An 18075-nucleotide genomic window follows, 5' to 3' on the forward strand; every position below is an offset into this window, starting at 1 on the left:
GATTAGTCAACCTCCTCAACCGTCACGAGGTGGCGGACGGTGTGCACCATTCCGCGGAACTCGGGGCGGTCCTCCTTGACGACGACGTCGTTCAGGCGCTTGAGCCCGAGCGAACGCAGCGTGTCGCGGTGGTTCTGCTTGCTACCGATGTACGACTTCGTCTGCGTGATCTTGAGGCGAGCCATTACGCACCCGCCCCAGCACGTGCACGAAGCAGAGCCGCGGGGGCGACGTCCTCGAGGGGCAGACCACGGCGAGCCGCGATCTCCTCGGGACGCTGCAGGCCCTTGAGGGCCTCCACGGTCGCGTGCACGATGTTGATCGCGTTGTCGGAGCCCAGGGACTTCGACAGGATGTCGTGAACGCCGGCGCACTCCAGAACGGCGCGCACCGGGCCACCGGCGATAACACCGGTACCGGGGGAAGCAGGCTTCAGCAGGACGACGCCCGCAGCCTTCTCGCCCTGGATCGGGTGAGGGATGGTGCCCTGGATGCGCGGAACCTTGAAGAAGTTCTTCTTGGCTTCCTCGACACCCTTGGCGATGGCCGCGGGAACTTCCTTGGCCTTGCCGTAACCGACACCTACGGTGCCGTCACCGTCGCCCACCACGACCAGCGCGGTGAAGCTGAAGCGGCGACCACCCTTGACAACCTTGGCGACGCGGTTGATCGCGACAACGCGCTCAACGTAAGCGGTCTTCTCGGCGGCAGGGCCACCGTCGCGACCCTTCCGGTCCCGCCGCTCGCCGCCACCGGCACCGCTTCCGCGGCGCTGGGGTCCAGCCATTGGATTACCTCTCTCTGTTACGTCCGTGAGTCCCGGAACCGGGGCTTAGAACTTCAGCCCGGCTTCGCGGGCGGCGTCAGCCAGAGCGGCAATGCGCCCGGCGTATCGGTTGCCACCGCGGTCGAACACGACGGTCTCGACACCCGCGGCCTTGGCACGCTCGGCGACGAGCGCGCCGACAGCCTGGGCCTGCGAGCTCTTGTCGCCTTCGCCACCGCGGATCGAAGCGTCCAGGGTCGACGCCGACGCCAGGGTGTGGCCCTGGAGGTCGTCGATGACCTGAGCAACGATGTTGCGGTTCGAACGCGTCACGACGAGGCGCGGACGCTCCGCCGTACCCGAGACGTTCTTGCGGATGCGGATGTGGCGGCGAGCCTTGGCAGCGCGCTTGTACGCGTCGCCCTTGGCGATCTTCACACCGTATGCCATGGCTACTTACCAGCCTTTCCGACCTTGCGGCGGATGACCTCGCCGGCGTACTTGACACCCTTGGCCTTGTACGGGTCGGGCTTCCGCAGCTTGCGGATGTTGGCGGCGACCTCGCCGACCTTCTGCTTGTCGATGCCCTCGACCGTGAACTTGGTCGGCGACTCGACCTTGAAGGAGATGCCCTCGGGCGCCTCCACCAGGATCGGGTGGCTGTAGCCCAGCTGGAACTCCAGGTTGGAGCCCTTCGCCAGGACACGGTAACCGACACCGCTGATCTCGAGAGCCTTGACGTATCCCGTGGTCACACCGGTGATCATGTTCGCCACCAGCGTGCGGGACAGGCCGTGCAGGGCCTTGTTCTGACGCTCGTCGTTCGGACGGGTGACGTTCAGAACGCCGTCCTCGCCCTTAACAACGGCGATGGGAGCCTTGACGGTGTGGGAAAGGGAACCCTTGGGGCCCTTCACCGCAACCGTGCTGCCATCGATGGTGACGTCCACACCGGCGGGAACCTGGATGGGGAGCTTGCCGATTCGCGACATTGCTTTTCCTCCGTTCCCGACTACCAGACGTAGGCGAGGACTTCCCCACCTACGCCCTTCTTGCCTGCCTGCTGGCCGGTGAGCAGACCGTGCGACGTGGAGATGATCGCCACGCCCAGGCCGCCGAGCACCTTCGGCAGGTTGGTGGACTTCGCGTACACGCGCAGACCGGGCTTCGAGATCCGCTTGATGCCCGCGATGGAGCGCTCACGGTTCGGCCCGAACTTCAGCTCGAGGACGAGGTTCTTGCCGACCTCGGCGTCCTCGACCTTCCAGCCGGTGATGAAACCCTCCTGCTTGAGGATCTCCGCGATGTGCGACTTGATCTTGCTGTGCGGCATCACGACGGTGTCGTGGTACGCCGAGTTAGCGTTACGCAGACGGGTCAGCATGTCTGCGATCGGGTCAGTCATGGTCATGAAGTGGCCTTCGGCCTCTCTCGCCGGGGTTTCCTGTATGCGCCATCCCTCTCCCCACTCAGTGGCGGGACGGGTGCGGTGCGGGGACCTACGGCGTAGTAAGTCGATAGGGCGGCGGACGCCCAACCCCACAAGCCTACGGCATGCGGAGCTGGGCACCCACCGACCAGATGCTTACCGAGAGTCTCTGGAACTTCCCAAGTCCTTACGGACGGAAGGGAATTACCAGGAGCTCTTGGTCACGCCCGGCAGCTCGCCACGGTGAGCCATCTCACGAAGGCAGACGCGGCACAGGCCGAACTTGCGGTACACGGAGTGGGGACGACCGCAGCGCTGGCAGCGGGTGTACGCACGCACACCGAACTTGGGCTTGCGGGCAGCCTTCGCGATGAGAGCCTTCTTCGCCATCTCGCTTACGCCTCCTTGAAGGGGAAGCCGAGGTGACGAAGGAGCGCGCGGCCCTCAGCGTCGTTGGTCGCCGTGGTGACCACGGTGATGTCCATACCCCGGGTACGGTCGATCTTGTCCTGGTCGATCTCGTGGAACATGACCTGCTCCGTGAGACCGAAGGTGTAGTTACCACGGCCGTCGAACTGCTTCGGCGACAGACCACGGAAGTCACGGATACGCGGCAGCGCGAGCGACAGCGTACGGTCCAGGAACTCCCACATGCGGTCACCACGGAGGGTGACGTGGCAGCCGATCGGCTGACCCTCGCGCAGCTTGAACTGCGCGATGGACTTGCGGGCCTTCGTGACGGCCGGCTTCTGACCGGTGATCGTCGTCAGGTCCTTGATGGCGCCGTCGATCAGCTTGGAGTCGCGGGCGGCGTCGCCCACACCCATGTTGACCACGATCTTCACGAGGCCGGGGATCTGCATGACGTTCTCGTAGGAGAACTCCTCACGCAGCTTGCCCGCGATGTCCTCGCGGTACTTCGTCTTGAGACGCGGAGTGGTAGCCATCAGATGTCCTCACCCGTCCGCTTGGCAACGCGGATCTTGTTGCCCTCGTCGTCGAAGCGGTAGCCGACGCGGGTGACGACCTTCTTGCCGTCCTTCTCCACAACCAGCTGAACGTTGCTGACGTGGACCGGGGCCTCGGTGATCACAATGCCACCGGCCTGGTTCTGCGCAGCCTTGGTGTGCTTCTTGACCCGGTTGACACCCTCGACGAGGACACGGTTGTCGGCGGGGAAGGCAACGATGACCTTGCCCTGCTTGCCCTTGTCCTTACCGGTGATGACCTGGACCAGGTCGCCCTTCTTGATCTTCATGCTTACAGCACCTCCGGCGCGAGCGAGATGATCTTCATGAACTTCTTCTCGCGCAGCTCACGGCCCACCGGGCCGAAGATACGGGTGCCGCGAGGGTCGCCGTCGTTCTTCAGAATGACGGCGGCGTTCTCGTCAAAGCGGATGTACGAGCCGTCCTGGCGGCGACGCTCCTTGACGGTGCGAACGATGACCGCCTTGACGACGTCACCCTTCTTCACGTTGCCACCGGGGATCGCGTCCTTGACGGTGGCGACGATGACGTCACCGATGCCCGCGTAGCGGCGACCGGAACCACCGAGAACACGGATGCAAAGGATTTCCTTGGCACCAGTGTTGTCGGCGATACGCAGTCGCGACTCCTGCTGGATCACGTGTATCTCCTGTTTGTCTGCCGGTTCCCGGCGGGGGCTTCACTCCGGAGAGCGTCGCCCCCACCGAGCCTGGCGGAACGAACCTGAGGGAAACCCCTCAGATAATTACTTGGCCTTCTCGAGGATCTCGACGATGCGCCAGCGCTTGCTCGCCGACAGCGGACGCGTCTCCATGATGAGGACGCGGTCGCCGACGCCAGCAGCGTTCTGCTCGTCGTGCGCCTTGAGCTTGTTCGTACGGCGGATGACCTTGCCGTACAGGGCGTGCTTCACGCGGTCCTCGACGGCGACGACGACGGTCTTGTCCATCTTGTCGCTGACGACCAGACCCTCACGGGTCTTGCGGAAACCGCGCTCGGTCTTCTCAGTCACGTTGTTCTCGCTCATCAGGCGCTCTCCACCGTCTCGATACCGAGCTCACGCTCGTGCATCAGGGTGTAGATGCGAGCGATGTCCTTACGGACGGACTTGAGCCGGCCGTTGTTCTCCAGCTGACCCGTGGCCGCCTGGAAGCGGAGCTTGAACAGCTCCTCCTTGGCCTCGCGCAGCTTGCCAACGAGCTCCTCGTTGCCGAGCTCACGCAGCTCGGACGCCTTGGTTCCCGTCGCCATCACGACTCACCTGCCTCGCGCCGAACAATCCGGCACTTCATCGGAAGCTTGTGAGCAGCGCGGGTGAGCGCCTCACGAGCAATCTTCTCGTTCGGGTAGGACAGCTCGAACATGACCCGGCCCGGGTGCACGTTGGCGATCCACCACTCAGGAGAACCCTTACCGGAACCCATGCGGGTCTCGGCAGGCTTCTTCGTCAGCGGGCGGTCCGGGTAGATGTTGATCCAGACCTTGCCGCCACGCTTGATGTGGCGGGTCATCGCAATACGAGCCGCCTCGATCTGGCGGTTCGTCACGTACGCCGGGGTCAGCGCCTGGATGCCGTACTCGCCGAACGTGACCTCAGTACCGCCCTTGGCCATACCGCTGCGCTTCGGGTGGTGCTGCTTGCGGTGCTTGACCCTACGAGGGATCAGCATGTCGGTCAGGCCTCCGTTCCGGTGCTCTCGGCCGGAGCGGCGGCGGGAGCGTCGGCCTTGGGGGCCTCGACACCAGCAGCCTGCTGCGGCTTGCGGCCACCACGGCCGCCGCGCTCGCCACCACGGCCACCACGGCCGGCGGGACGGTCGCCAGCGCCCTGCGCGCCACGGGCCGGGCGGTTACCCGCACGGGCCGCAGCGTTCTCGGCGCGAACCTCGGCGATGTTCTTGACGTCGCCCTTGTAGATCCAGACCTTCACACCGATGCGGCCGAAGGTGGTCTTGGCCTCGAAGAAGCCGTAGTCCACGTTCGCGCGGAGGGTGTGCAGCGGCACACGGCCTTCGCGGTAGAACTCGGAGCGGGACATCTCGGCGCCGCCGAGACGGCCGCCACACTGGATCTTGATGCCCTTGGCGCCGGCCTTCATCGTGCCCTGCATGCTCTTGCGCATGGCACGACGGAAGGAGACGCGGGAGGAGAGCTGCTCGGCCACGGCCTGGGCAACCAGCTGAGCGTCAAGCTCGGGGTTCTTGACCTCGAGGATGTTCAGCTGAACCTGCTTGCCCGTGAGCTTCTCGAGGTCACCGCGGATGCGGTCGGCCTCGGCGCCACGGCGGCCGATGACGATGCCCGGACGAGCGGTGTGGATGTCCACACGCACGCGGTCACGGGTGCGCTCGATCTCAACCTTCGAGATGCCGGCGCGCTCCATGCCGGACGTCATCATCCGACGGATGGCGACGTCTTCCTTGACGTAGTCCTTGTACAGCTTGTCGGCGTACCAACGCGACTTGAAGTCGGTGGTGATGCCGAGCCGGAACCCGTGCGGGTTTACCTTCTGGCCCATTACCGGGAACCTTCCTTGCTGCTGACGACCACGGTGATGTGGCTGGTCCGCTTGCGGATCCGGTAGGCACGGCCCTGGGCACGCGGACGGAACCGCTTCAGGGTCGGGCCCTCGTCCACGTACGCCTCGCTGATGACCAGCGTGGAGGCGTCCGGGTGGTTGTAGTTGTGTGCGGCGTTGGCAATGGCGCTGTCCAGCACCTTGCCGACCGGCACGCTCGCGGCCTGCGGGGCGAAACGCAGGACCGCCTGAGCCTCCGTGGCATCCATGCCACGGATAAGGTCCACCACTCGGCGGGCCTTCATGGGCGTGACGCGGATGTACCGCGCCTGGGCCCTGGCTTCCATGGTTGTCCCTTCGGTGTAAGTCATAGTCATAACCACCCCGCCTTTAGCGGCGCTTCGACTTCCGGTCGTCCTTGACGTGGCCGCGGAAGGTGCGAGTCGGCGAGAACTCGCCGAGCTTGTGGCCGACCATCGACTCGGTGACGAACACCGGGACGTGGGTCTTGCCGTTGTGCACCGCGATGGTGTGGCCCAGCATGCTGGGGATGATCATCGAGCGACGGGACCAGGTCTTGATGACGTTCTTGGTGCCGGCTTCGTTCTGGACGTCCACCTTCTTTACGAGGTGGTCGTCGACGAAGGGCCCCTTCTTGAGACTGCGCGGCATCTAAACCCGCTCCTAGCGCTTCTTGTTCGTCTTGCGGCGGCGGACGATGTACTTGCTCGAAGCCTTCTTCGGCGAGCGAGTACGACCCTCCTTCTGACCCCACGGGGAGACCGGGTGGCGACCACCACTGGTCTTGCCCTCACCACCACCGTGCGGGTGGTCAACCGGGTTCATCGCGACACCGCGGACGGACGGGCGAACGCCCTTCCAGCGCATGCGGCCGGCCTTGCCCCAGTTGATGTTCGACTGCTCGGCGTTGCCGACCTCGCCGACCGTGGCGCGGCAGCGCGCGTCGACGAGACGGATCTCGCCCGACGGCATACGAAGGTGGGCCATCGTGCCCTCCTTCGCCAGCAGCTGCACGGAGGCACCAGCCGAACGCGCGAACTTCGCGCCGCCACCGGGACGGAGCTCGATCGCGTGGATCGTGGTACCGACCGGGATGTTGCGGAGCGCGAGGTTGTTACCGGGCTTGATGTCGGCCGTGGGGCCGTTCTCAATCCGGTCGCCCTGCTTCAGAGCCTTCGGCGCGATGATGTAGCGCTTCTCGCCGTCCGCGTAGTGCAGGAGCGCGATGCGCGCGGTGCGGTTGGGGTCGTACTCGATGTGCGCGACCTTGGCCGGCACGCCGTCCTTGTCGTGACGACGGAAGTCGATCACGCGGTAGGCGCGCTTGTGTCCACCACCCTGGTGGCGAACGGTGATCCGACCGGTGTTGTTACGGCCGCCCTTGCTGTGCAGGGGGCGAACCAGCGACTTCTCCGGCGTGGACCGCGTGATCTCGACAAAGTCGGCGACGCTGGAGCCACGACGGCCCGGGGTCGTCGGCTTGTACTTGCGGATACCCATTTCTCAGTCCTCGTCCGATTCCGGACGACTAGACCTCCGTTAGGAGGCCTGGCCGCCGAAGATGTCGATTCGGTCGCCCTCAGCGAGGGTCACGATGGCGCGCTTGGTGTCAGCGCGCTTGCCGAAACCAGTCTTGGTGCGCTTGCGCTTACCCTGACGGTTGATCGTGTTGACCCCGGTGACCTTGACCGAGAAGACCGCTTCCACAGCCTGCTTGATCTGGGTCTTGTTCGAGCCGGGCGCGACGATGAACGTGTACTTGTTCTCGTCGAGCAGCGCGTAGCTCTTCTCCGAGACAACCGGCTTGATCAGCAGGTCGCGCGGGTCAGTGAAGGTCTTGCTGGTAACGGTCGCGTCAGACATTACGCGTCGCTCCCTTCGGTCTCATCGGCCTTGGGGCCAGACACGAAGGACTCGAAAGCGGCCTGAGTGAAGACCACGTCGTCAGAGACGATCACGTCGTACGTGTTCAGCTGGCCCGGCTCCAGGATGTGAACCTGGGGCAGGTTGCGGGCGGACAGCCACGCGGCCTCTTCGGCGCGGTCGACGACCAGGAGCAGGTTCTTGCGCTCCGAGATCTTGCCGAACAGCGTCTTGGCGGCCTTCGTGGAGGCAGCACCCTCGACCACGCCGGTGACGACGTGAATGCGGGAGTGACGCGCACGGTCCGAGAGGGCACCGCGGAGGGCGGCAGCCTTCATCTTCTTCGGGGTCCGCTGGGAGTAGTCACGCGGCTGCGGGCCGTGGACAACGCCACCGCCGACGAACTGCGGCGCGCGGGTCGAACCCTGGCGCGCACGGCCGGTGCCCTTCTGGCGGTACGGCTTGCGGCCACCACCACGGACTTCGCCGCGACGCTTGGTCTTGTGCGTGCCCTGACGGGCAGCAGCCAGCTGAGCGACAACGACCTGGTGGATCAGCGGAACGCTGGTCTTCGCGTCGAAGATCTCCGCGGGGAGCTCGACGGTACCGGCCTTGTCGCCTGCCGGCGAAAGGATGTCAATGGTGCTCATTACCTCAAGCCCCCTTGGCCGCGGTACGGACCAGGACGAGGCCGCCGTTCGGACCGGGGACCGCGCCCTTGATGAGCAGCAGACCCTTCTCCGCGTCAACCGCGTGGATGGTCAGGTTCTGGGTGGTGACGCGCTCGTTACCCATACGACCGGCCATGCGCATGCCCTTGAAGACACGCCCAGGGGTGGCGCAGCCACCGATCGAACCGGGGGAGCGGTGCTTGCGCTGCACACCGTGACCGGCGCCGAGGCCCCGGAAGTTGTGCCGCTTCATGACACCGGCGAAGCCCTTGCCCTTGCTGTTGCCCGTGACGTCAACCTTGACGCCGGACTCGAACACCTCAGCAGTGATCTCCTGGCCGAGCGTGTACTCGCTGGCGTCGGAGGTGCGGAGCTCCACCAGGTGGCGGCGGGGGGTCACGTCGGCCTTGGCGAAGTGGCCCTTGAGGGGCTTGTTCACCTTGCGCGGGTCGATCTCGCCGAAGGCGATCTGGACCGACTCGTAGCCGTCGATGTCGTTCGTACGGACCTGGGTAACGACGCAGGGTCCGGCCTTGACCACGGTCACCGGGACGACACGGTTGTTCTCGTCCCAGACCTGGGTCATGCCGAGCTTCTCGCCCAGGACGCCCTTGATCTGCTTTGCCATCTTCTCGACGCCTCTCAGAGCTTGATCTCGATGTCAACGCCGGCCGGAAGGTCCAGGCGCATCAGCGAGTCAACGGTCTTGGGAGTCGGGTCGAGGATGTCGATCAGGCGCTTGTGCGTGCGCATCTCGAAGTGCTCGCGCGAGTCCTTGTACTTGTGCGGCGACTTGATGACGCAGTACACGTTCTTCTCAGTGGGCAGCGGCACCGGGCCCGCGACCGACGCACCAGTGCGCGTCACCGTCTCGACGATCTTCTTCGCCGAGGAATCGATGACCTCGTGGTCGTAGGCCTTGAGCCGGATGCGGATCTTCTGTCCCGCCATGGCTACTCCGTAGTCCTGTCTGTATGTGGAAACGCTCTGGCTCCCGGTCGGCTGCGGAATGGAATCCCGCCGCCTCTCCTCCGACCCACGCGGTCGGGCGTGTCGCACTCCCTCTACAGAAAATTCCCATACGGAAATTCCCTCATCCAAGGGGGTGCGGTCCCGATGACCGCGATTCGGGGGAGAAACACCCACCGAGTGCCTGGTGGGCACCGTGCTGACACTTCCCAGAAGATTCCCGTACGTCCGTCCCCATTGCTGCCCCGAGAGGCAGATTAAGGACGACGAGTACTGTGGGACTCGCTTCCGGTCCTCCCGGCGGGAGGCGCGCAGCATCGGCACTCAGCCGAGCAACTTGAGTAGTCTGCCATACGAGGCACGTACCTGGCCAATCGGGCCGAAGACAATACCCCGCCACGCTGAGTGGTCAAACTGCGCCGCACCCTTGGCCCAGCGGAGCTCCTCCCCGGCCGCGTCAGGTCCGCGAGACCGTCCCGCACCCCTCCTGCTCGGGCTGTTCCAGGGCCTGGCTGCGGTCGTACGGGTCCCTGGGCGTCCCCGTCGGCTCGGGGCTGTCGGTCGGCGCGTCCCGGAACATCGGATGCAGGTACCCGTCGTAGACGAAGCACTCCGAATTCGCGATGTCGTACTGGTAGGGCCCGATCTGCATCATCCCCGCCTCGACCCGCCACTTGCGGGGATCGGCGAAGGTGAACTCCATCTGCCTGCGCACGATGGTGCGGCTGACCTCCTCGGCGCCGCTCTTCGCCTGGACCAGCGGGTAGACGAAGGTGTAGTCGGTCATGACGTCGATCTGGCCCGGGCTCGCGCCGGGCTCGACCGTCGTCTGGCCGCGCACCTTCACCACGTCGCCGGCGAGGCGCACCCGTGCGGGGTCGGCGCGGGTGAACACCTGGAGCGGGTCCGCGTCCCTGCCCGGGCGGGCCAGGGCCCCTTCCAACCGGTCCACCATCTCCCGCTGGCCGGGGTCGATCATCTGCAGCGCCGCGGTGGGGCGCTCGCCGCGCAGCGTTGCCGGGTCCAGGTTGGCGAGCACCAGGAACTGCTTCGTGCGCTCCAGCCCCTGGGCGACCAGCTCGCGGCTGACCCCGTTCACGGCGGTGGCCTCGGGCATCTCGATGCCGGCGGCGCCGTCCGCCCACTGCAGGGCCGGGGAGCCCCGGAAGGGCTCTGCCAGGGTCGGTGAATCCGGGGGCACGGCACCCGGGGCCGCGGTCGGCCGGGCCGTCTCCGCGGGCAGCGGCACCCTCGCCGCCTCCCGGGCGGCGGTCTTGCCCGTGACCCGGTCGATCACCAGCTCGGGCCGTACCGCGACCAGCGCGAGCCCGGCGATGAAGACGACGGCCAGGGTGACCTTGATCCCCCGCTTGGCCCGGCCCCGCCCGCCCCGTGTCCCCCGCCCGGTCGGGCCGGTGCGCCAGCCCGGCGGATCCTGCTGGTGGCGCAGCCGCTCGGTCACCATCCGGGCCCGCGCCGACGGCTCGCGCGGCGCCTCTCCGGTGCCCGCGGCAGCCTGCTCCAAGAACGCCGCCAGCTCCTCGTCGGATATGCCCGAGCCCCGCGCGTCCTCGTGTTTCCCGCCCATGTCCCACCCCGTGTGCATCCGTGTGCGGCCCCTCGGCCACCGATCGGGCGACTGGTCCCGTCGCCAGATCAAGAAATCGTACTTTGGGACGATCAAGGCGTGCCGTGCGGCAGGCCCGGAACGGAAACGACCGTCACGTCACGGGGTCAGACCTCGGTGAGCTGTCCCTCGGGCGCCGGTACGGCAGCACGGCGCGGAACGGCGCCGCGCAGCGTCAGCAGCATCGCGCCGGCCGTGGCCAGCGAACCGACCGCGTACGCGAGCCCCACGCGCAGCGCGATGTCCCCGGGCACCAGCGTGATGCCGAGCAGCACCGCGGTGCCGAACGCCCAGCAGGCCAGCTGCGCACGGTGCTTGTGCAACACCATCTGGGCCTGACCGAGCACCATCGCCAGCATGTAGCAGGTCGTCCCGATGGAGAACCAGACGAAGTCGACGTGACCGAGCTGCCCGGGCGTGGCACGGAAGAGGACCTCGATCAGCCAGGGACCGAGCACCACGGCGGGCACACCGCCGACGGCGCCGAGGCCCAGCACCACCACACAGGCCTTGCGCAGCATCCGGGCGAAGCCCTGGTGGTCCCCGGCGGCCACCACGGTGGACAGCCCGGAGAGCAGCGAGGCCTGCAGCGAGCCGAAAACGAACAGCGGCACCCGGGCCAGCACCAGGGCGCTGAGCAGGGCCGAGATCAAGGCGATGCGGGTCGGCTCCAGCAGCTGGGTGCTCATCACCGCCGCGTTGACCACCACCTGCGCCAGCAGGGTGGAGGCGGTCAGCGGCCCGAGTCCACGGGCCAGCTCCCGGGTGGGGAACACCCCGCCGGGCCGCGCCGCGCGCAGCGTCGGGGCCAGCGTGACCAGCAGGGCGACGAACGGCGCCACGACGAGGATCAGGCTGAAGGCGAGCGCCGAGTGCAGCCCGGCGGCGGCGCAGGCGAAGGCCAGCACGATCCGCAGGCCGCCGTCGACCGCGAGCTGGGAGCCGTACGCGGTGAAGCGGCCGACGCCGGCCAGGATGCCCCGGGTGAGGTAGCACAGGGCCATCCCCGCGAAGGCACCGCCGAGCACGGCGACCATCTGGAGGTCACCGTGGAACAGCCGGTCGGCGATCGGCCGGGCGAAGACGGCGAGCACCCCGAGGACCGCGCCGAGGACGCCCCCGGTCAGCAGTCCCGCCTTCCGGAGCACCGGCGCGGAACCCTCACCGCGCACCACGCGGGCGGCGACGATCCGGGTGAGCTCCTGCTCGATCGGGAAGAACAGACCGATCCCGACGGACATCACCAGGGTCCACAGCACCGAGACGCCGGCCTTGTCGGCCTCGGAGAGGCTGTGTCCGGCCACCGCGAGGTGGATGTAGGAGGCGGCGCCGAGTACGGCGGTGCCCCCCGCGACCATGGCGGTCCCGGGGGGCAGGGCCTTGAGCAGTCTTGCTATCGGGTTCATCCCGTGGCTTTCATCGGCCGCACGCTCAGCGCGTGGCGTGGCGGAGCATGGCGCTGACACCGGGCCGGCCGGCCTTGATGGCGGCACCGGGCAGCAGGGTGATCGCGTGCAGCCGGGAGGAGAGGTGCAGCCTGGACACCTTGGCGGCGCGCGGCCAGCCGTGCCGGTCCAAGCGGTTGGCGGTCTCCACGAAGAAGCGCTTGGCCTCCTCGAAGCGGTGACCGGTGAAGGCCTTGGCCGAGGACTCGCTCTCGGCGTGCCGGCGGTAGCTGAAGCAGACCTCCGGCGTGGTGGCCAGGGACTCCCCCGCCACCAGCAGGTCCACGACCAGGGCGAGGTCCTGGATCACACCGAGGTCGGTGCGGAAGCCGAAGCGCTTGACCGCCTCGGTGCGCCAGCAGATCGACGGGAAGTACAGCCAGTTCCCGCGCAGCAGGCTGGTGGCCAGCTCCTCGCCGCCGAGCAGGGCCCGGCCGGGGCCCTTGGGTGCGTACAGCTTGCGCTTGGTCCGGTCGCCGAGGGTGTCGTACGGCAGGCCGTCGGTGCCGATCACCTGGACGCCGGGCTGGATCATCGCGGCGGTCGGCTCGCGGTCGGCGGCGGCCCGCACCACCTGCAGGTAGTTCGGGTGCATGAGGTCGTCGCAGCCCATGAGCACCAGGTACGCGTACTCGGCGAGCTCGACGCAGCGGTTGAAGTTGCCGGTCACTCCGAGGTTGCGCTCGTTGCGCAGGTAGCGGACGCGGGGGTCGGCGAGCTGCTCGAACCACTCGGGGACGCCCGGCTCGCGGCCGTCGTCGACGACGGTGAGGCGCCAGTCGTCGCCGTCCTGGGCCAGGACGCTGCGGACGGCGTCCTGCATCAGCGCGACGTCGCCGTAGTACGGCAGGAGGATTTCGAAACGCGACATGCTCTCCGCCTACGCCTTGGTCAGTTCGCGCGCGACCAGCTCGGCGGTGCGCTGCTGGAAGGCGCTGTACGCCGGGGTGCCGGGCGTGAACGTCTTGAGCTCGCCGGGCATCCGGCGGATCATCGCGAGCAGCAGCACGAGGCCGGCCCGGGTGAGGTAGACCATGGCCCTGAACGGCGAGGCGCTCGGCCGGCCGGTGGTCCGCTCGCGCATCGCCACGGGAATCTGGCGCACGGTGAAGCCGGATCGGGCGGCGCCCACCATGGACTCGATGGTGTCCCCGAGGTACTCCACGGGGTACCAGCGGGCGAAGAACTCTATGAGCGGCCGGTTGCAGGCACGGAAGCCCGAGGTGGTGTCGGTGAGCTTGGTCCGGGTGATGCGCGACAGCACCACGGACAGCAGCGACATCGCCCACTTGCGCGGGCCGCGCACCGTGTAGTCGCCGTCGCCGGCGAACCGGGCGCCTATGACCAGGTCGGCGTCACCGACGGCGAGGCGCTCCAGCAGCGCCGGTACGTACGCCGGGTCGTGCTGGCCGTCGGCGTCCACCTGGATCGCCACGTCGTAGCCGTGCTGCTGCGCGTAGCGGTAGCCGAGCCGCATCGCGCCGCCGACACCGAGGTTGAAGGGCAGCTGGGCGACGGCCGAGCCGGCCGCCCGGGCCACCTCGGCGGTGTTGTCCGCCGAGCCGTCGTCGACCACCAGGGTGTCCACGTACGGCAGTTGCTGCTGGATCTCCCGCAGGACGGAGGGCAGTCCGTCCTGCTCGTTCCAGGCGGGAAGAATGATCAGAACGCGACGACCGTCGTTCACGAGTTCACCTGTGCCTCGATGGCGCCGGATTCCTCCGCGCGCGGCGACGTACTGGGGTATCCGCCCTGCTGCACGAGGTGCGCGCGGATCAGCGCGACGTCCTCCGCCAGGGTGCGCGTCTCCGCCTCCAGCCGACTGGTCTCCCAGCTGAGGTGCAGGCTCACCAGCAGGACCAGGACGAACCCGATGAAGAACACCAGGCTCACGCCGGACGCCACGCCGAGGCTCCTGGCCACCGGGTCCAGCAGGTCGGGGACGAACCCGAGCGGGGCGGCCAGCAATCCGATGGCGAGCCATATCGCCGCGTACTTCTCCCGCAGTTGCTGGCGGCGCAGCAGCTCGAGGATGTACCCCAGCACCAGAAGACCGGTGATGGAGGTCAAAACGGAGAGTCGCACAGCGGACGGCGCCTTTCGCGCGAAGGGGCCAACATCTTTATAGGAGAAGCATATGGCACGGCACATGACGCCAACGGGGCCCGAAAGGTTGCGTACCGGGCCCCATTGACGACGTGCGTGTGGGGCGATCAGCCCCGCCGGCTCACCTCGTGGAGGGGAGTCCCAGCAGATCAGCGAAGGCGGGGCGGGTGATCGCCTCGGCGAGCTGAACCCTCCAGTCGGCCAGCGGTTCCAGCCCGGCGGCCGACCAGCCGTCGTGAGCAAGGACACTGAAGGCCGGTCGCACGGCGGGACGGACGAACGCCTCGGAGGTCGTCGGCCGGATCCGTTCGGGGTCGAGCCCGCTCAGTCGGTAGGCCTCGCGCGCCAGCCCCATCCAGGTGGTGCGGCCGCTCGCGGTGCCGTGGTAGATCCCGCCGGGGGCCCTGCCCGCCAGCGCGGCGAGACCGAGGTCGACCAGGTGCCGGGCCAGCGCGTAGGACCAAGTGGGCTGACCGTGCTGGTCGTCGACCACGTCGAGGGTGTCCCGCTGGGCCGCCAGCTTCAGCATGGTGGCGACGAAGTTCGCCCCGTGCTCGCCGTACAGCCACGCGGTCCGCACGATGTAGCCGTCCTGCGGGAGCAACTCGGCGACGGCCTGTTCGCCGACCAGCTTGGAGCGCCCGTAGGCGTTGACCGGACCGGTCTCGGCGTCCTCGGGGTACGGCTGCACGGCATTGCCGGGCAGCACGTAGTCGGTGGAGACGTGCAGCAGGCGCGCACCGGTGTCGGCACAGGCCGCGGCGAGGACGCGCACGCCGGTGCCGTTGACGGCGGTGGCGGCTTCCTCGGCGGTCTCGGCACCGTCCACGTCGGTCCAGGCCGCGCAGTTGACGACGACGGCCACGCCCTCGACGGCGGCCCGGACGGCTGCCGGGTCGGTGATGTCGAGGTCGGCTCGACGCAGGCCCGCGGCCTCGATGCCGGCGTCCTTCAGGACGGCCAGGACGTCCTGGCCGAGCATTCCGGCGGCGCCGGTGACGAGCCAGCGGCCGGCTCGCAGGTCGGCGGTCACTTCTGCAGGGCCGCCTTCGCCTTCAGCGGCTCCCACCAGGCACGGTTCTCGCGGTACCAGTCGATGGTGGCCTTGATGCCGTCCTCGAAGGTGACCTGCGGGGTGTAGCCCAGCTCGGCGCCGATCTTGCTGATGTCGATGGAGTAGCGGAGGTCGTGGCCCTTGCGGTCCTCGACCTGCTCGACCATGTCCCAGCCGAGGCCGGCGGCCTCCAGCAGGACACCGGTGAGCTCCTTGTTGGTGAGCTCGGTGCCGCCGCCGATGTTGTAGACCTCGCCGGCCCGGCCCTTGCGCATGGCCAGGTCGATGCCGCGGCAGTGGTCGGAGACGTGCAGCCAGTCGCGGACGTTGCCGCCGTTGCCGTACAGCGGGACCTTCTTGCCGTCCATCAGGTTCGAGACGAACAGCGGGATGACCTTCTCCGGGAACTGGTAGTGCCCGTAGTTGTTGGAGCAGCGGGTGACCACCACGTCCATGCCGTGGGTGCGGTGGTAGGCCAGCGCCAGCAGGTCGGACGACGCCTTCGAGGCGGAGTACGGGGAGTTGGGCACCAGCGGCCACTCCTCCGTCCAGGAGCCCTCGTTGATCGAGCCGTAGACCTCGTCCGTGGAGATGTGGACGAAGCGGCCGACGCCGTGCTTGCGGGCGGAGTCGAGCAGCACCTGGGTGCCCACGACATTGGTCATCACGAACGGGCCCGCGCCGGCGATCGAACGGTCCACGTGGGACTCGGCCGCGAAGTGCACGACGACGTCGTGACCGGGCATGACCTGGTCGACGGCGTCCGCGTCGCAGATGTCGCCCTTGACGAAGGCGTATCCGGGGTGGTCGGCGACCGGGGCGAGGTTGGCCTCGACGCCCGAGTACGTCAGCTTGTCGAAGACAGTGATCTGCGCCGTGGCATCTGCAGCGAGCTGCTGGCGGACGAATTCTGAACCGATGAAGCCGGCGCCGCCGGTCACGAGGATGCGCATAATACGAAGAGTCTAGCGGTCCGCCCAACGTCACATGTGCTGAGTCCGCTCCCCCACGCCCTCTCGCATAGGGTTCTCTCCATGCGTGGAATCCTCTTGGCCGGTGGCACCGGATCTCGACTCTGGCCGCTGACCCGGGCCGTCTCGAAGCAGCTGCTGCCCGTCTTCGACAAGCCGATGATCTACTACCCCCTCTCGACCCTCGTGATGGCGGGCATCAGCGAAATCCTGATCATCACCACCCCGGACGACCGCGACCAGTTCGAGCGACTGCTCGGCGACGGCTCGCAGTTCGGCCTGCGGCTGGAGTACGCCGTCCAGGAGCGCCCGGAAGGCATCGCCCAGGCGTTCGTCCTCGGTGCCGACTTCATCGGAGACGAGTCCGTCGCCCTGATCCTCGGCGACAACATCTTCCACGGCAGTGGCCTCGGCACCCGCCTCGCCCGGCACACGGACGCCAAGGGCGGCCGCGTGTTCGCGTACCCGGTCGCGGACCCCACCGCTTACGGCGTGGTCGAGTTCGACGAGAACGGCCAGGCGATCTCCATCGAGGAGAAGCCGGAGAAGCCCAAGTCCCGCTACGCGGTGCCGGGTCTGTACTTCTACGACAACCGGGTCGTCGAGATAGCCCGCGGCCTCGAGCCCAGTGCCCGCGGCGAGCTGGAGATCACCGCCGTCAACGACGCGTACCTCCAGGCCGGCGAGCTCAACGTGACCATCCTCGACCGCGGTACCGCGTGGCTGGACACCGGCACCTTCGTCTCGATGGTGCAGGCCTCCGAGTTCGTCCGCGTGATCGAGGAGCGCCAGGGCTTCAAAATAGGCTGCATCGAGGAGGCGGCCTGGCGGGCCGGCCTGATCGACTCCGCGCAGCTGCGCGCGCTCGCCGAGCCGCTGACCAAGAGCGGCTACGGCGACTACCTGCTGATGCTGCTCGCCGAGGAGGACGCCCGATGAAGTTCCGCGAACTCTCCATAGCCGGCGCCTTCGAGGTCACCCCGCAGCTGCACGGCGACCCGCGCGGCCTGTTCACCGAGTGGTACCGCTTCGACCGCCTCGCCGAGGTCGTCGGTCACCCGCTGAACCTGGCGCAGGCGAACCTCTCGGTCTCCTCCGCGGGCGTGGTCCGCGGCATCCACTTCGCCGACGTACCGCGCGGCCAGGCCAAGTACGTGACCTGCGTGCGCGGCGCCGTGCTCGACGTCATCGTCGACCTGCGGGTCGGCTCCCCCACCTTCGGCCAGTGGGAGGGCGTCCGCCTCGACGACGTGGACCGTCGTGCGGTCTACATCCCCGAGGGCCTCGGCCACGGCTTCTGCGCGCTGAGCGACGACGCGACGCTGTCGTACCTCTGCTCGGAGACGTACAACCCGACCGGCGAGCACTCGGTGCACCCGCTCGACCCCGATCTGGGCATCGAGTGGCCGGCCGACGTGCCGCTGCTGTCCGCCCGCGACGAGGCCGCCCCCTCGCTGGCCGACGCCCTCGCGACCGGTCTGCTGCCCGACCACGCCGCGTGCGTCGAGTTCACCGAGTCCCTGCGCGTGAGCTGACCCGCCGCCGCAACACGACTGAGGGCCGCACCCCGTACGGGGGTGCGGCCCTCAGTCGTACCGTCCGCCCGTGGGCGGACATGCCGAAGGGCCCCGTCCCACCGCCGAGGC

At 67.8% G+C, this 18075-nt stretch carries 29 protein-coding genes; 2 read left to right on the top strand and 27 right to left on the bottom strand.

From position 1 onward, the window contains the following. Positions 1 to 2: 2 nt before the first annotated feature. From rpmD to rfbB, 27 genes are all read right to left on the bottom strand, one after another. Complete coding sequence (rpmD, locus tag OG207_RS18150) at positions 3 to 185, bottom strand: 50S ribosomal protein L30 (RefSeq protein WP_005313525.1); 183 nt, start codon at positions 183 to 185, stop codon at positions 3 to 5. Beyond that, positions 185 to 787 (bottom strand): 30S ribosomal protein S5, encoded by a 603-nt coding sequence (gene rpsE / locus OG207_RS18155; protein ID WP_030008472.1) that lies wholly within the window; start codon positions 785 to 787, stop codon positions 185 to 187. Before rpsE ends, rpmD begins: the two co-directional genes overlap by 1 nt. A gap of 45 nt (positions 788 to 832) precedes the next feature. Continuing rightward, the gene (rplR, locus tag OG207_RS18160) at positions 833 to 1216 is read right to left on the bottom strand and encodes a 50S ribosomal protein L18 (RefSeq protein ID WP_030008471.1); all 384 of its coding nucleotides are present in this window, start codon (positions 1214 to 1216) and stop codon (positions 833 to 835) included. A 2-nt stretch (positions 1217 to 1218) separates the two neighbouring features. Further along, on the bottom strand, positions 1219 to 1758 hold the full coding sequence (gene rplF, locus OG207_RS18165) for a 50S ribosomal protein L6 (protein ID WP_030008470.1): 540 nt from the start codon (positions 1756 to 1758) through the stop codon (positions 1219 to 1221). A gap of 20 nt (positions 1759 to 1778) precedes the next feature. Beyond that, entirely contained in the window at positions 1779 to 2177 is a 399-nt protein-coding gene (gene rpsH, locus OG207_RS18170) for a 30S ribosomal protein S8 (protein ID WP_007265911.1), read from the bottom strand. A gap of 222 nt (positions 2178 to 2399) precedes the next feature. Next, a complete protein-coding gene (locus tag OG207_RS18175) occupies positions 2400 to 2585 on the bottom strand; it encodes a type Z 30S ribosomal protein S14 (RefSeq protein ID WP_003956452.1) in 186 nt (61 codons plus the stop codon). A 5-nt stretch (positions 2586 to 2590) separates the two neighbouring features. Then, positions 2591 to 3142 carry a 50S ribosomal protein L5 gene (gene rplE, locus OG207_RS18180; RefSeq protein WP_030008469.1) on the bottom strand — a complete coding sequence of 184 codons (552 nt, stop codon included), beginning with the start codon at positions 3140 to 3142 and terminating at the stop codon, positions 2591 to 2593. Next, the gene (rplX, locus tag OG207_RS18185; protein WP_030008468.1) at positions 3142 to 3453 is read right to left on the bottom strand and encodes a 50S ribosomal protein L24; all 312 of its coding nucleotides are present in this window, start codon (positions 3451 to 3453) and stop codon (positions 3142 to 3144) included. The genes rplE and rplX overlap by 1 nt, the downstream gene beginning before the upstream one ends. Positions 3454 to 3455: 2 nt before the next feature. Next, a complete protein-coding gene (gene rplN, locus OG207_RS18190; RefSeq protein WP_008739701.1) occupies positions 3456 to 3824 on the bottom strand; it encodes a 50S ribosomal protein L14 in 369 nt (122 codons plus the stop codon). Positions 3825 to 3929: 105 nt separating this feature from the next. Continuing rightward, positions 3930 to 4211 carry a 30S ribosomal protein S17 gene (gene rpsQ, locus OG207_RS18195; RefSeq protein WP_030008467.1) on the bottom strand — a complete coding sequence of 94 codons (282 nt, stop codon included), beginning with the start codon at positions 4209 to 4211 and terminating at the stop codon, positions 3930 to 3932. Continuing rightward, positions 4211 to 4435: a 50S ribosomal protein L29 gene (gene rpmC, locus OG207_RS18200; protein ID WP_008739703.1), complete on the bottom strand. Its 225-nt coding sequence runs from the start codon at positions 4433 to 4435 to the stop codon at positions 4211 to 4213. The genes rpsQ and rpmC overlap by 1 nt, the downstream gene beginning before the upstream one ends. Beyond that, complete coding sequence (gene rplP / locus OG207_RS18205) at positions 4435 to 4854, bottom strand: 50S ribosomal protein L16 (RefSeq protein WP_008739704.1); 420 nt, start codon at positions 4852 to 4854, stop codon at positions 4435 to 4437. Before rplP ends, rpmC begins: the two co-directional genes overlap by 1 nt. Positions 4855 to 4859: 5 nt before the next feature. Further along, entirely contained in the window at positions 4860 to 5702 is an 843-nt protein-coding gene (gene rpsC, locus OG207_RS18210; protein WP_030230639.1) for a 30S ribosomal protein S3, read from the bottom strand. Beyond that, positions 5702 to 6049, bottom strand: coding sequence for a 50S ribosomal protein L22 (rplV, locus tag OG207_RS18215; RefSeq protein WP_007265904.1), 348 nt, complete (start codon positions 6047 to 6049; stop codon positions 5702 to 5704). Before rplV ends, rpsC begins: the two co-directional genes overlap by 1 nt. A gap of 43 nt (positions 6050 to 6092) precedes the next feature. Continuing rightward, positions 6093 to 6374 (bottom strand): 30S ribosomal protein S19, encoded by a 282-nt coding sequence (rpsS, locus tag OG207_RS18220; protein ID WP_008739713.1) that lies wholly within the window; start codon positions 6372 to 6374, stop codon positions 6093 to 6095. A 12-nt stretch (positions 6375 to 6386) separates the two neighbouring features. After that, positions 6387 to 7223, bottom strand: a complete 837-nt coding sequence (gene rplB, locus OG207_RS18225; RefSeq protein ID WP_008739715.1) for a 50S ribosomal protein L2 — start codon at positions 7221 to 7223, stop codon at positions 6387 to 6389. 39 nt (positions 7224 to 7262) lie between these two features. Then, on the bottom strand, positions 7263 to 7586 hold the full coding sequence (gene rplW, locus OG207_RS18230; protein WP_215023440.1) for a 50S ribosomal protein L23: 324 nt from the start codon (positions 7584 to 7586) through the stop codon (positions 7263 to 7265). After that, a complete protein-coding gene (gene rplD / locus OG207_RS18235; protein WP_030388861.1) occupies positions 7586 to 8236 on the bottom strand; it encodes a 50S ribosomal protein L4 in 651 nt (216 codons plus the stop codon). Before rplD ends, rplW begins: the two co-directional genes overlap by 1 nt. Before the next feature lie 4 nt (positions 8237 to 8240). After that, a complete protein-coding gene (rplC, locus tag OG207_RS18240; protein ID WP_007265899.1) occupies positions 8241 to 8885 on the bottom strand; it encodes a 50S ribosomal protein L3 in 645 nt (214 codons plus the stop codon). Between the two features lie 14 nt (positions 8886 to 8899). Beyond that, on the bottom strand, positions 8900 to 9208 hold the full coding sequence (gene rpsJ / locus OG207_RS18245) for a 30S ribosomal protein S10 (protein ID WP_003948644.1): 309 nt from the start codon (positions 9206 to 9208) through the stop codon (positions 8900 to 8902). Between the two features lie 475 nt (positions 9209 to 9683). Continuing rightward, the gene (locus OG207_RS18250) at positions 9684 to 10832 is read right to left on the bottom strand and encodes a hypothetical protein (protein ID WP_329099570.1); all 1149 of its coding nucleotides are present in this window, start codon (positions 10830 to 10832) and stop codon (positions 9684 to 9686) included. A gap of 128 nt (positions 10833 to 10960) precedes the next feature. After that, positions 10961 to 12259, bottom strand: coding sequence for a lipopolysaccharide biosynthesis protein (locus OG207_RS18255; RefSeq protein ID WP_329099571.1), 1299 nt, complete (start codon positions 12257 to 12259; stop codon positions 10961 to 10963). Positions 12260 to 12284: 25 nt separating this feature from the next. After that, positions 12285 to 13169, bottom strand: a complete 885-nt coding sequence (locus OG207_RS18260) for a glycosyltransferase family 2 protein (protein WP_329099572.1) — start codon at positions 13167 to 13169, stop codon at positions 12285 to 12287. 9 nt (positions 13170 to 13178) lie between these two features. Then, positions 13179 to 13985 carry a glycosyltransferase family 2 protein gene (locus OG207_RS18265; RefSeq protein WP_329099573.1) on the bottom strand — a complete coding sequence of 269 codons (807 nt, stop codon included), beginning with the start codon at positions 13983 to 13985 and terminating at the stop codon, positions 13179 to 13181. After that, positions 13982 to 14383 carry a DUF2304 domain-containing protein gene (locus OG207_RS18270; protein WP_094744581.1) on the bottom strand — a complete coding sequence of 134 codons (402 nt, stop codon included), beginning with the start codon at positions 14381 to 14383 and terminating at the stop codon, positions 13982 to 13984. Before OG207_RS18270 ends, OG207_RS18265 begins: the two co-directional genes overlap by 4 nt. A gap of 142 nt (positions 14384 to 14525) precedes the next feature. Further along, a complete protein-coding gene (rfbD, locus tag OG207_RS18275) occupies positions 14526 to 15437 on the bottom strand; it encodes a dTDP-4-dehydrorhamnose reductase (protein WP_329099574.1) in 912 nt (303 codons plus the stop codon). Then, positions 15434 to 16411 carry a dTDP-glucose 4,6-dehydratase gene (gene rfbB, locus OG207_RS18280; protein ID WP_329099575.1) on the bottom strand — a complete coding sequence of 326 codons (978 nt, stop codon included), beginning with the start codon at positions 16409 to 16411 and terminating at the stop codon, positions 15434 to 15436. The genes rfbD and rfbB overlap by 4 nt, the downstream gene beginning before the upstream one ends. Before the next feature lie 81 nt (positions 16412 to 16492). Here rfbB and rfbA point away from each other — a divergent pair, with 81 nt between their 5' ends. Further along, on the top strand, positions 16493 to 17368 hold the full coding sequence (gene rfbA / locus OG207_RS18285) for a glucose-1-phosphate thymidylyltransferase RfbA (protein WP_329099576.1): 876 nt from the start codon (positions 16493 to 16495) through the stop codon (positions 17366 to 17368). After that, positions 17365 to 17964 (top strand): dTDP-4-dehydrorhamnose 3,5-epimerase, encoded by a 600-nt coding sequence (rfbC, locus tag OG207_RS18290; protein WP_329099577.1) that lies wholly within the window; start codon positions 17365 to 17367, stop codon positions 17962 to 17964. Before rfbA ends, rfbC begins: the two co-directional genes overlap by 4 nt. Positions 17965 to 18075: the final 111 nt, after the last annotated feature.

The sequence above is a fragment of the Streptomyces sp. NBC_01439 genome (genome assembly GCF_036227605.1).
Taxonomy (GTDB): domain Bacteria; phylum Actinomycetota; class Actinomycetes; order Streptomycetales; family Streptomycetaceae; genus Streptomyces.

Coding starts and splice junctions, on each gene's coding strand:
- rpmD (WP_005313525.1), bottom strand. CDS start 185: ATGGCTCGCCTCAAGATCACGCAGACGAAGTCGTACATCGGTAGCAAG.
- rpsE (WP_030008472.1), bottom strand. CDS start 787: ATGGCTGGACCCCAGCGCCGCGGAAGCGGTGCCGGTGGCGGCGAGCGG.
- rplR (WP_030008471.1), bottom strand. CDS start 1,216: ATGGCATACGGTGTGAAGATCGCCAAGGGCGACGCGTACAAGCGCGCT.
- rplF (WP_030008470.1), bottom strand. CDS start 1,758: ATGTCGCGAATCGGCAAGCTCCCCATCCAGGTTCCCGCCGGTGTGGAC.
- rpsH (WP_007265911.1), bottom strand. CDS start 2,177: ATGACCATGACTGACCCGATCGCAGACATGCTGACCCGTCTGCGTAAC.
- OG207_RS18175 (WP_003956452.1), bottom strand. CDS start 2,585: ATGGCGAAGAAGGCTCTCATCGCGAAGGCTGCCCGCAAGCCCAAGTTC.
- rplE (WP_030008469.1), bottom strand. CDS start 3,142: ATGGCTACCACTCCGCGTCTCAAGACGAAGTACCGCGAGGACATCGCG.
- rplX (WP_030008468.1), bottom strand. CDS start 3,453: ATGAAGATCAAGAAGGGCGACCTGGTCCAGGTCATCACCGGTAAGGAC.
- rpsQ (WP_030008467.1), bottom strand. CDS start 4,211: ATGAGCGAGAACAACGTGACTGAGAAGACCGAGCGCGGTTTCCGCAAG.
- rpmC (WP_008739703.1), bottom strand. CDS start 4,435: ATGGCGACGGGAACCAAGGCGTCCGAGCTGCGTGAGCTCGGCAACGAG.
- rplP (WP_008739704.1), bottom strand. CDS start 4,854: ATGCTGATCCCTCGTAGGGTCAAGCACCGCAAGCAGCACCACCCGAAG.
- rpsC (WP_030230639.1), bottom strand. CDS start 5,702: ATGGGCCAGAAGGTAAACCCGCACGGGTTCCGGCTCGGCATCACCACC.
- rplV (WP_007265904.1), bottom strand. CDS start 6,049: ATGGAAGCCAGGGCCCAGGCGCGGTACATCCGCGTCACGCCCATGAAG.
- rpsS (WP_008739713.1), bottom strand. CDS start 6,374: ATGCCGCGCAGTCTCAAGAAGGGGCCCTTCGTCGACGACCACCTCGTA.
- rplB (WP_008739715.1), bottom strand. CDS start 7,223: ATGGGTATCCGCAAGTACAAGCCGACGACCCCGGGCCGTCGTGGCTCC.
- rplW (WP_215023440.1), bottom strand. CDS start 7,586: ATGTCTGACGCGACCGTTACCAGCAAGACCTTCACTGACCCGCGCGAC.
- rplD (WP_030388861.1), bottom strand. CDS start 8,236: ATGAGCACCATTGACATCCTTTCGCCGGCAGGCGACAAGGCCGGTACC.
- rplC (WP_007265899.1), bottom strand. CDS start 8,885: ATGGCAAAGCAGATCAAGGGCGTCCTGGGCGAGAAGCTCGGCATGACC.
- rpsJ (WP_003948644.1), bottom strand. CDS start 9,208: ATGGCGGGACAGAAGATCCGCATCCGGCTCAAGGCCTACGACCACGAG.
- OG207_RS18250 (WP_329099570.1), bottom strand. CDS start 10,832: ATGCACACGGGGTGGGACATGGGCGGGAAACACGAGGACGCGCGGGGC.
- OG207_RS18255 (WP_329099571.1), bottom strand. CDS start 12,259: ATGAACCCGATAGCAAGACTGCTCAAGGCCCTGCCCCCCGGGACCGCC.
- OG207_RS18260 (WP_329099572.1), bottom strand. CDS start 13,169: ATGTCGCGTTTCGAAATCCTCCTGCCGTACTACGGCGACGTCGCGCTG.
- rfbB (WP_329099575.1), bottom strand. CDS start 16,411: ATGCGCATCCTCGTGACCGGCGGCGCCGGCTTCATCGGTTCAGAATTC.
- rfbA (WP_329099576.1), top strand. CDS start 16,493: ATGCGTGGAATCCTCTTGGCCGGTGGCACCGGATCTCGACTCTGGCCG.
- rfbC (WP_329099577.1), top strand. CDS start 17,365: ATGAAGTTCCGCGAACTCTCCATAGCCGGCGCCTTCGAGGTCACCCCG.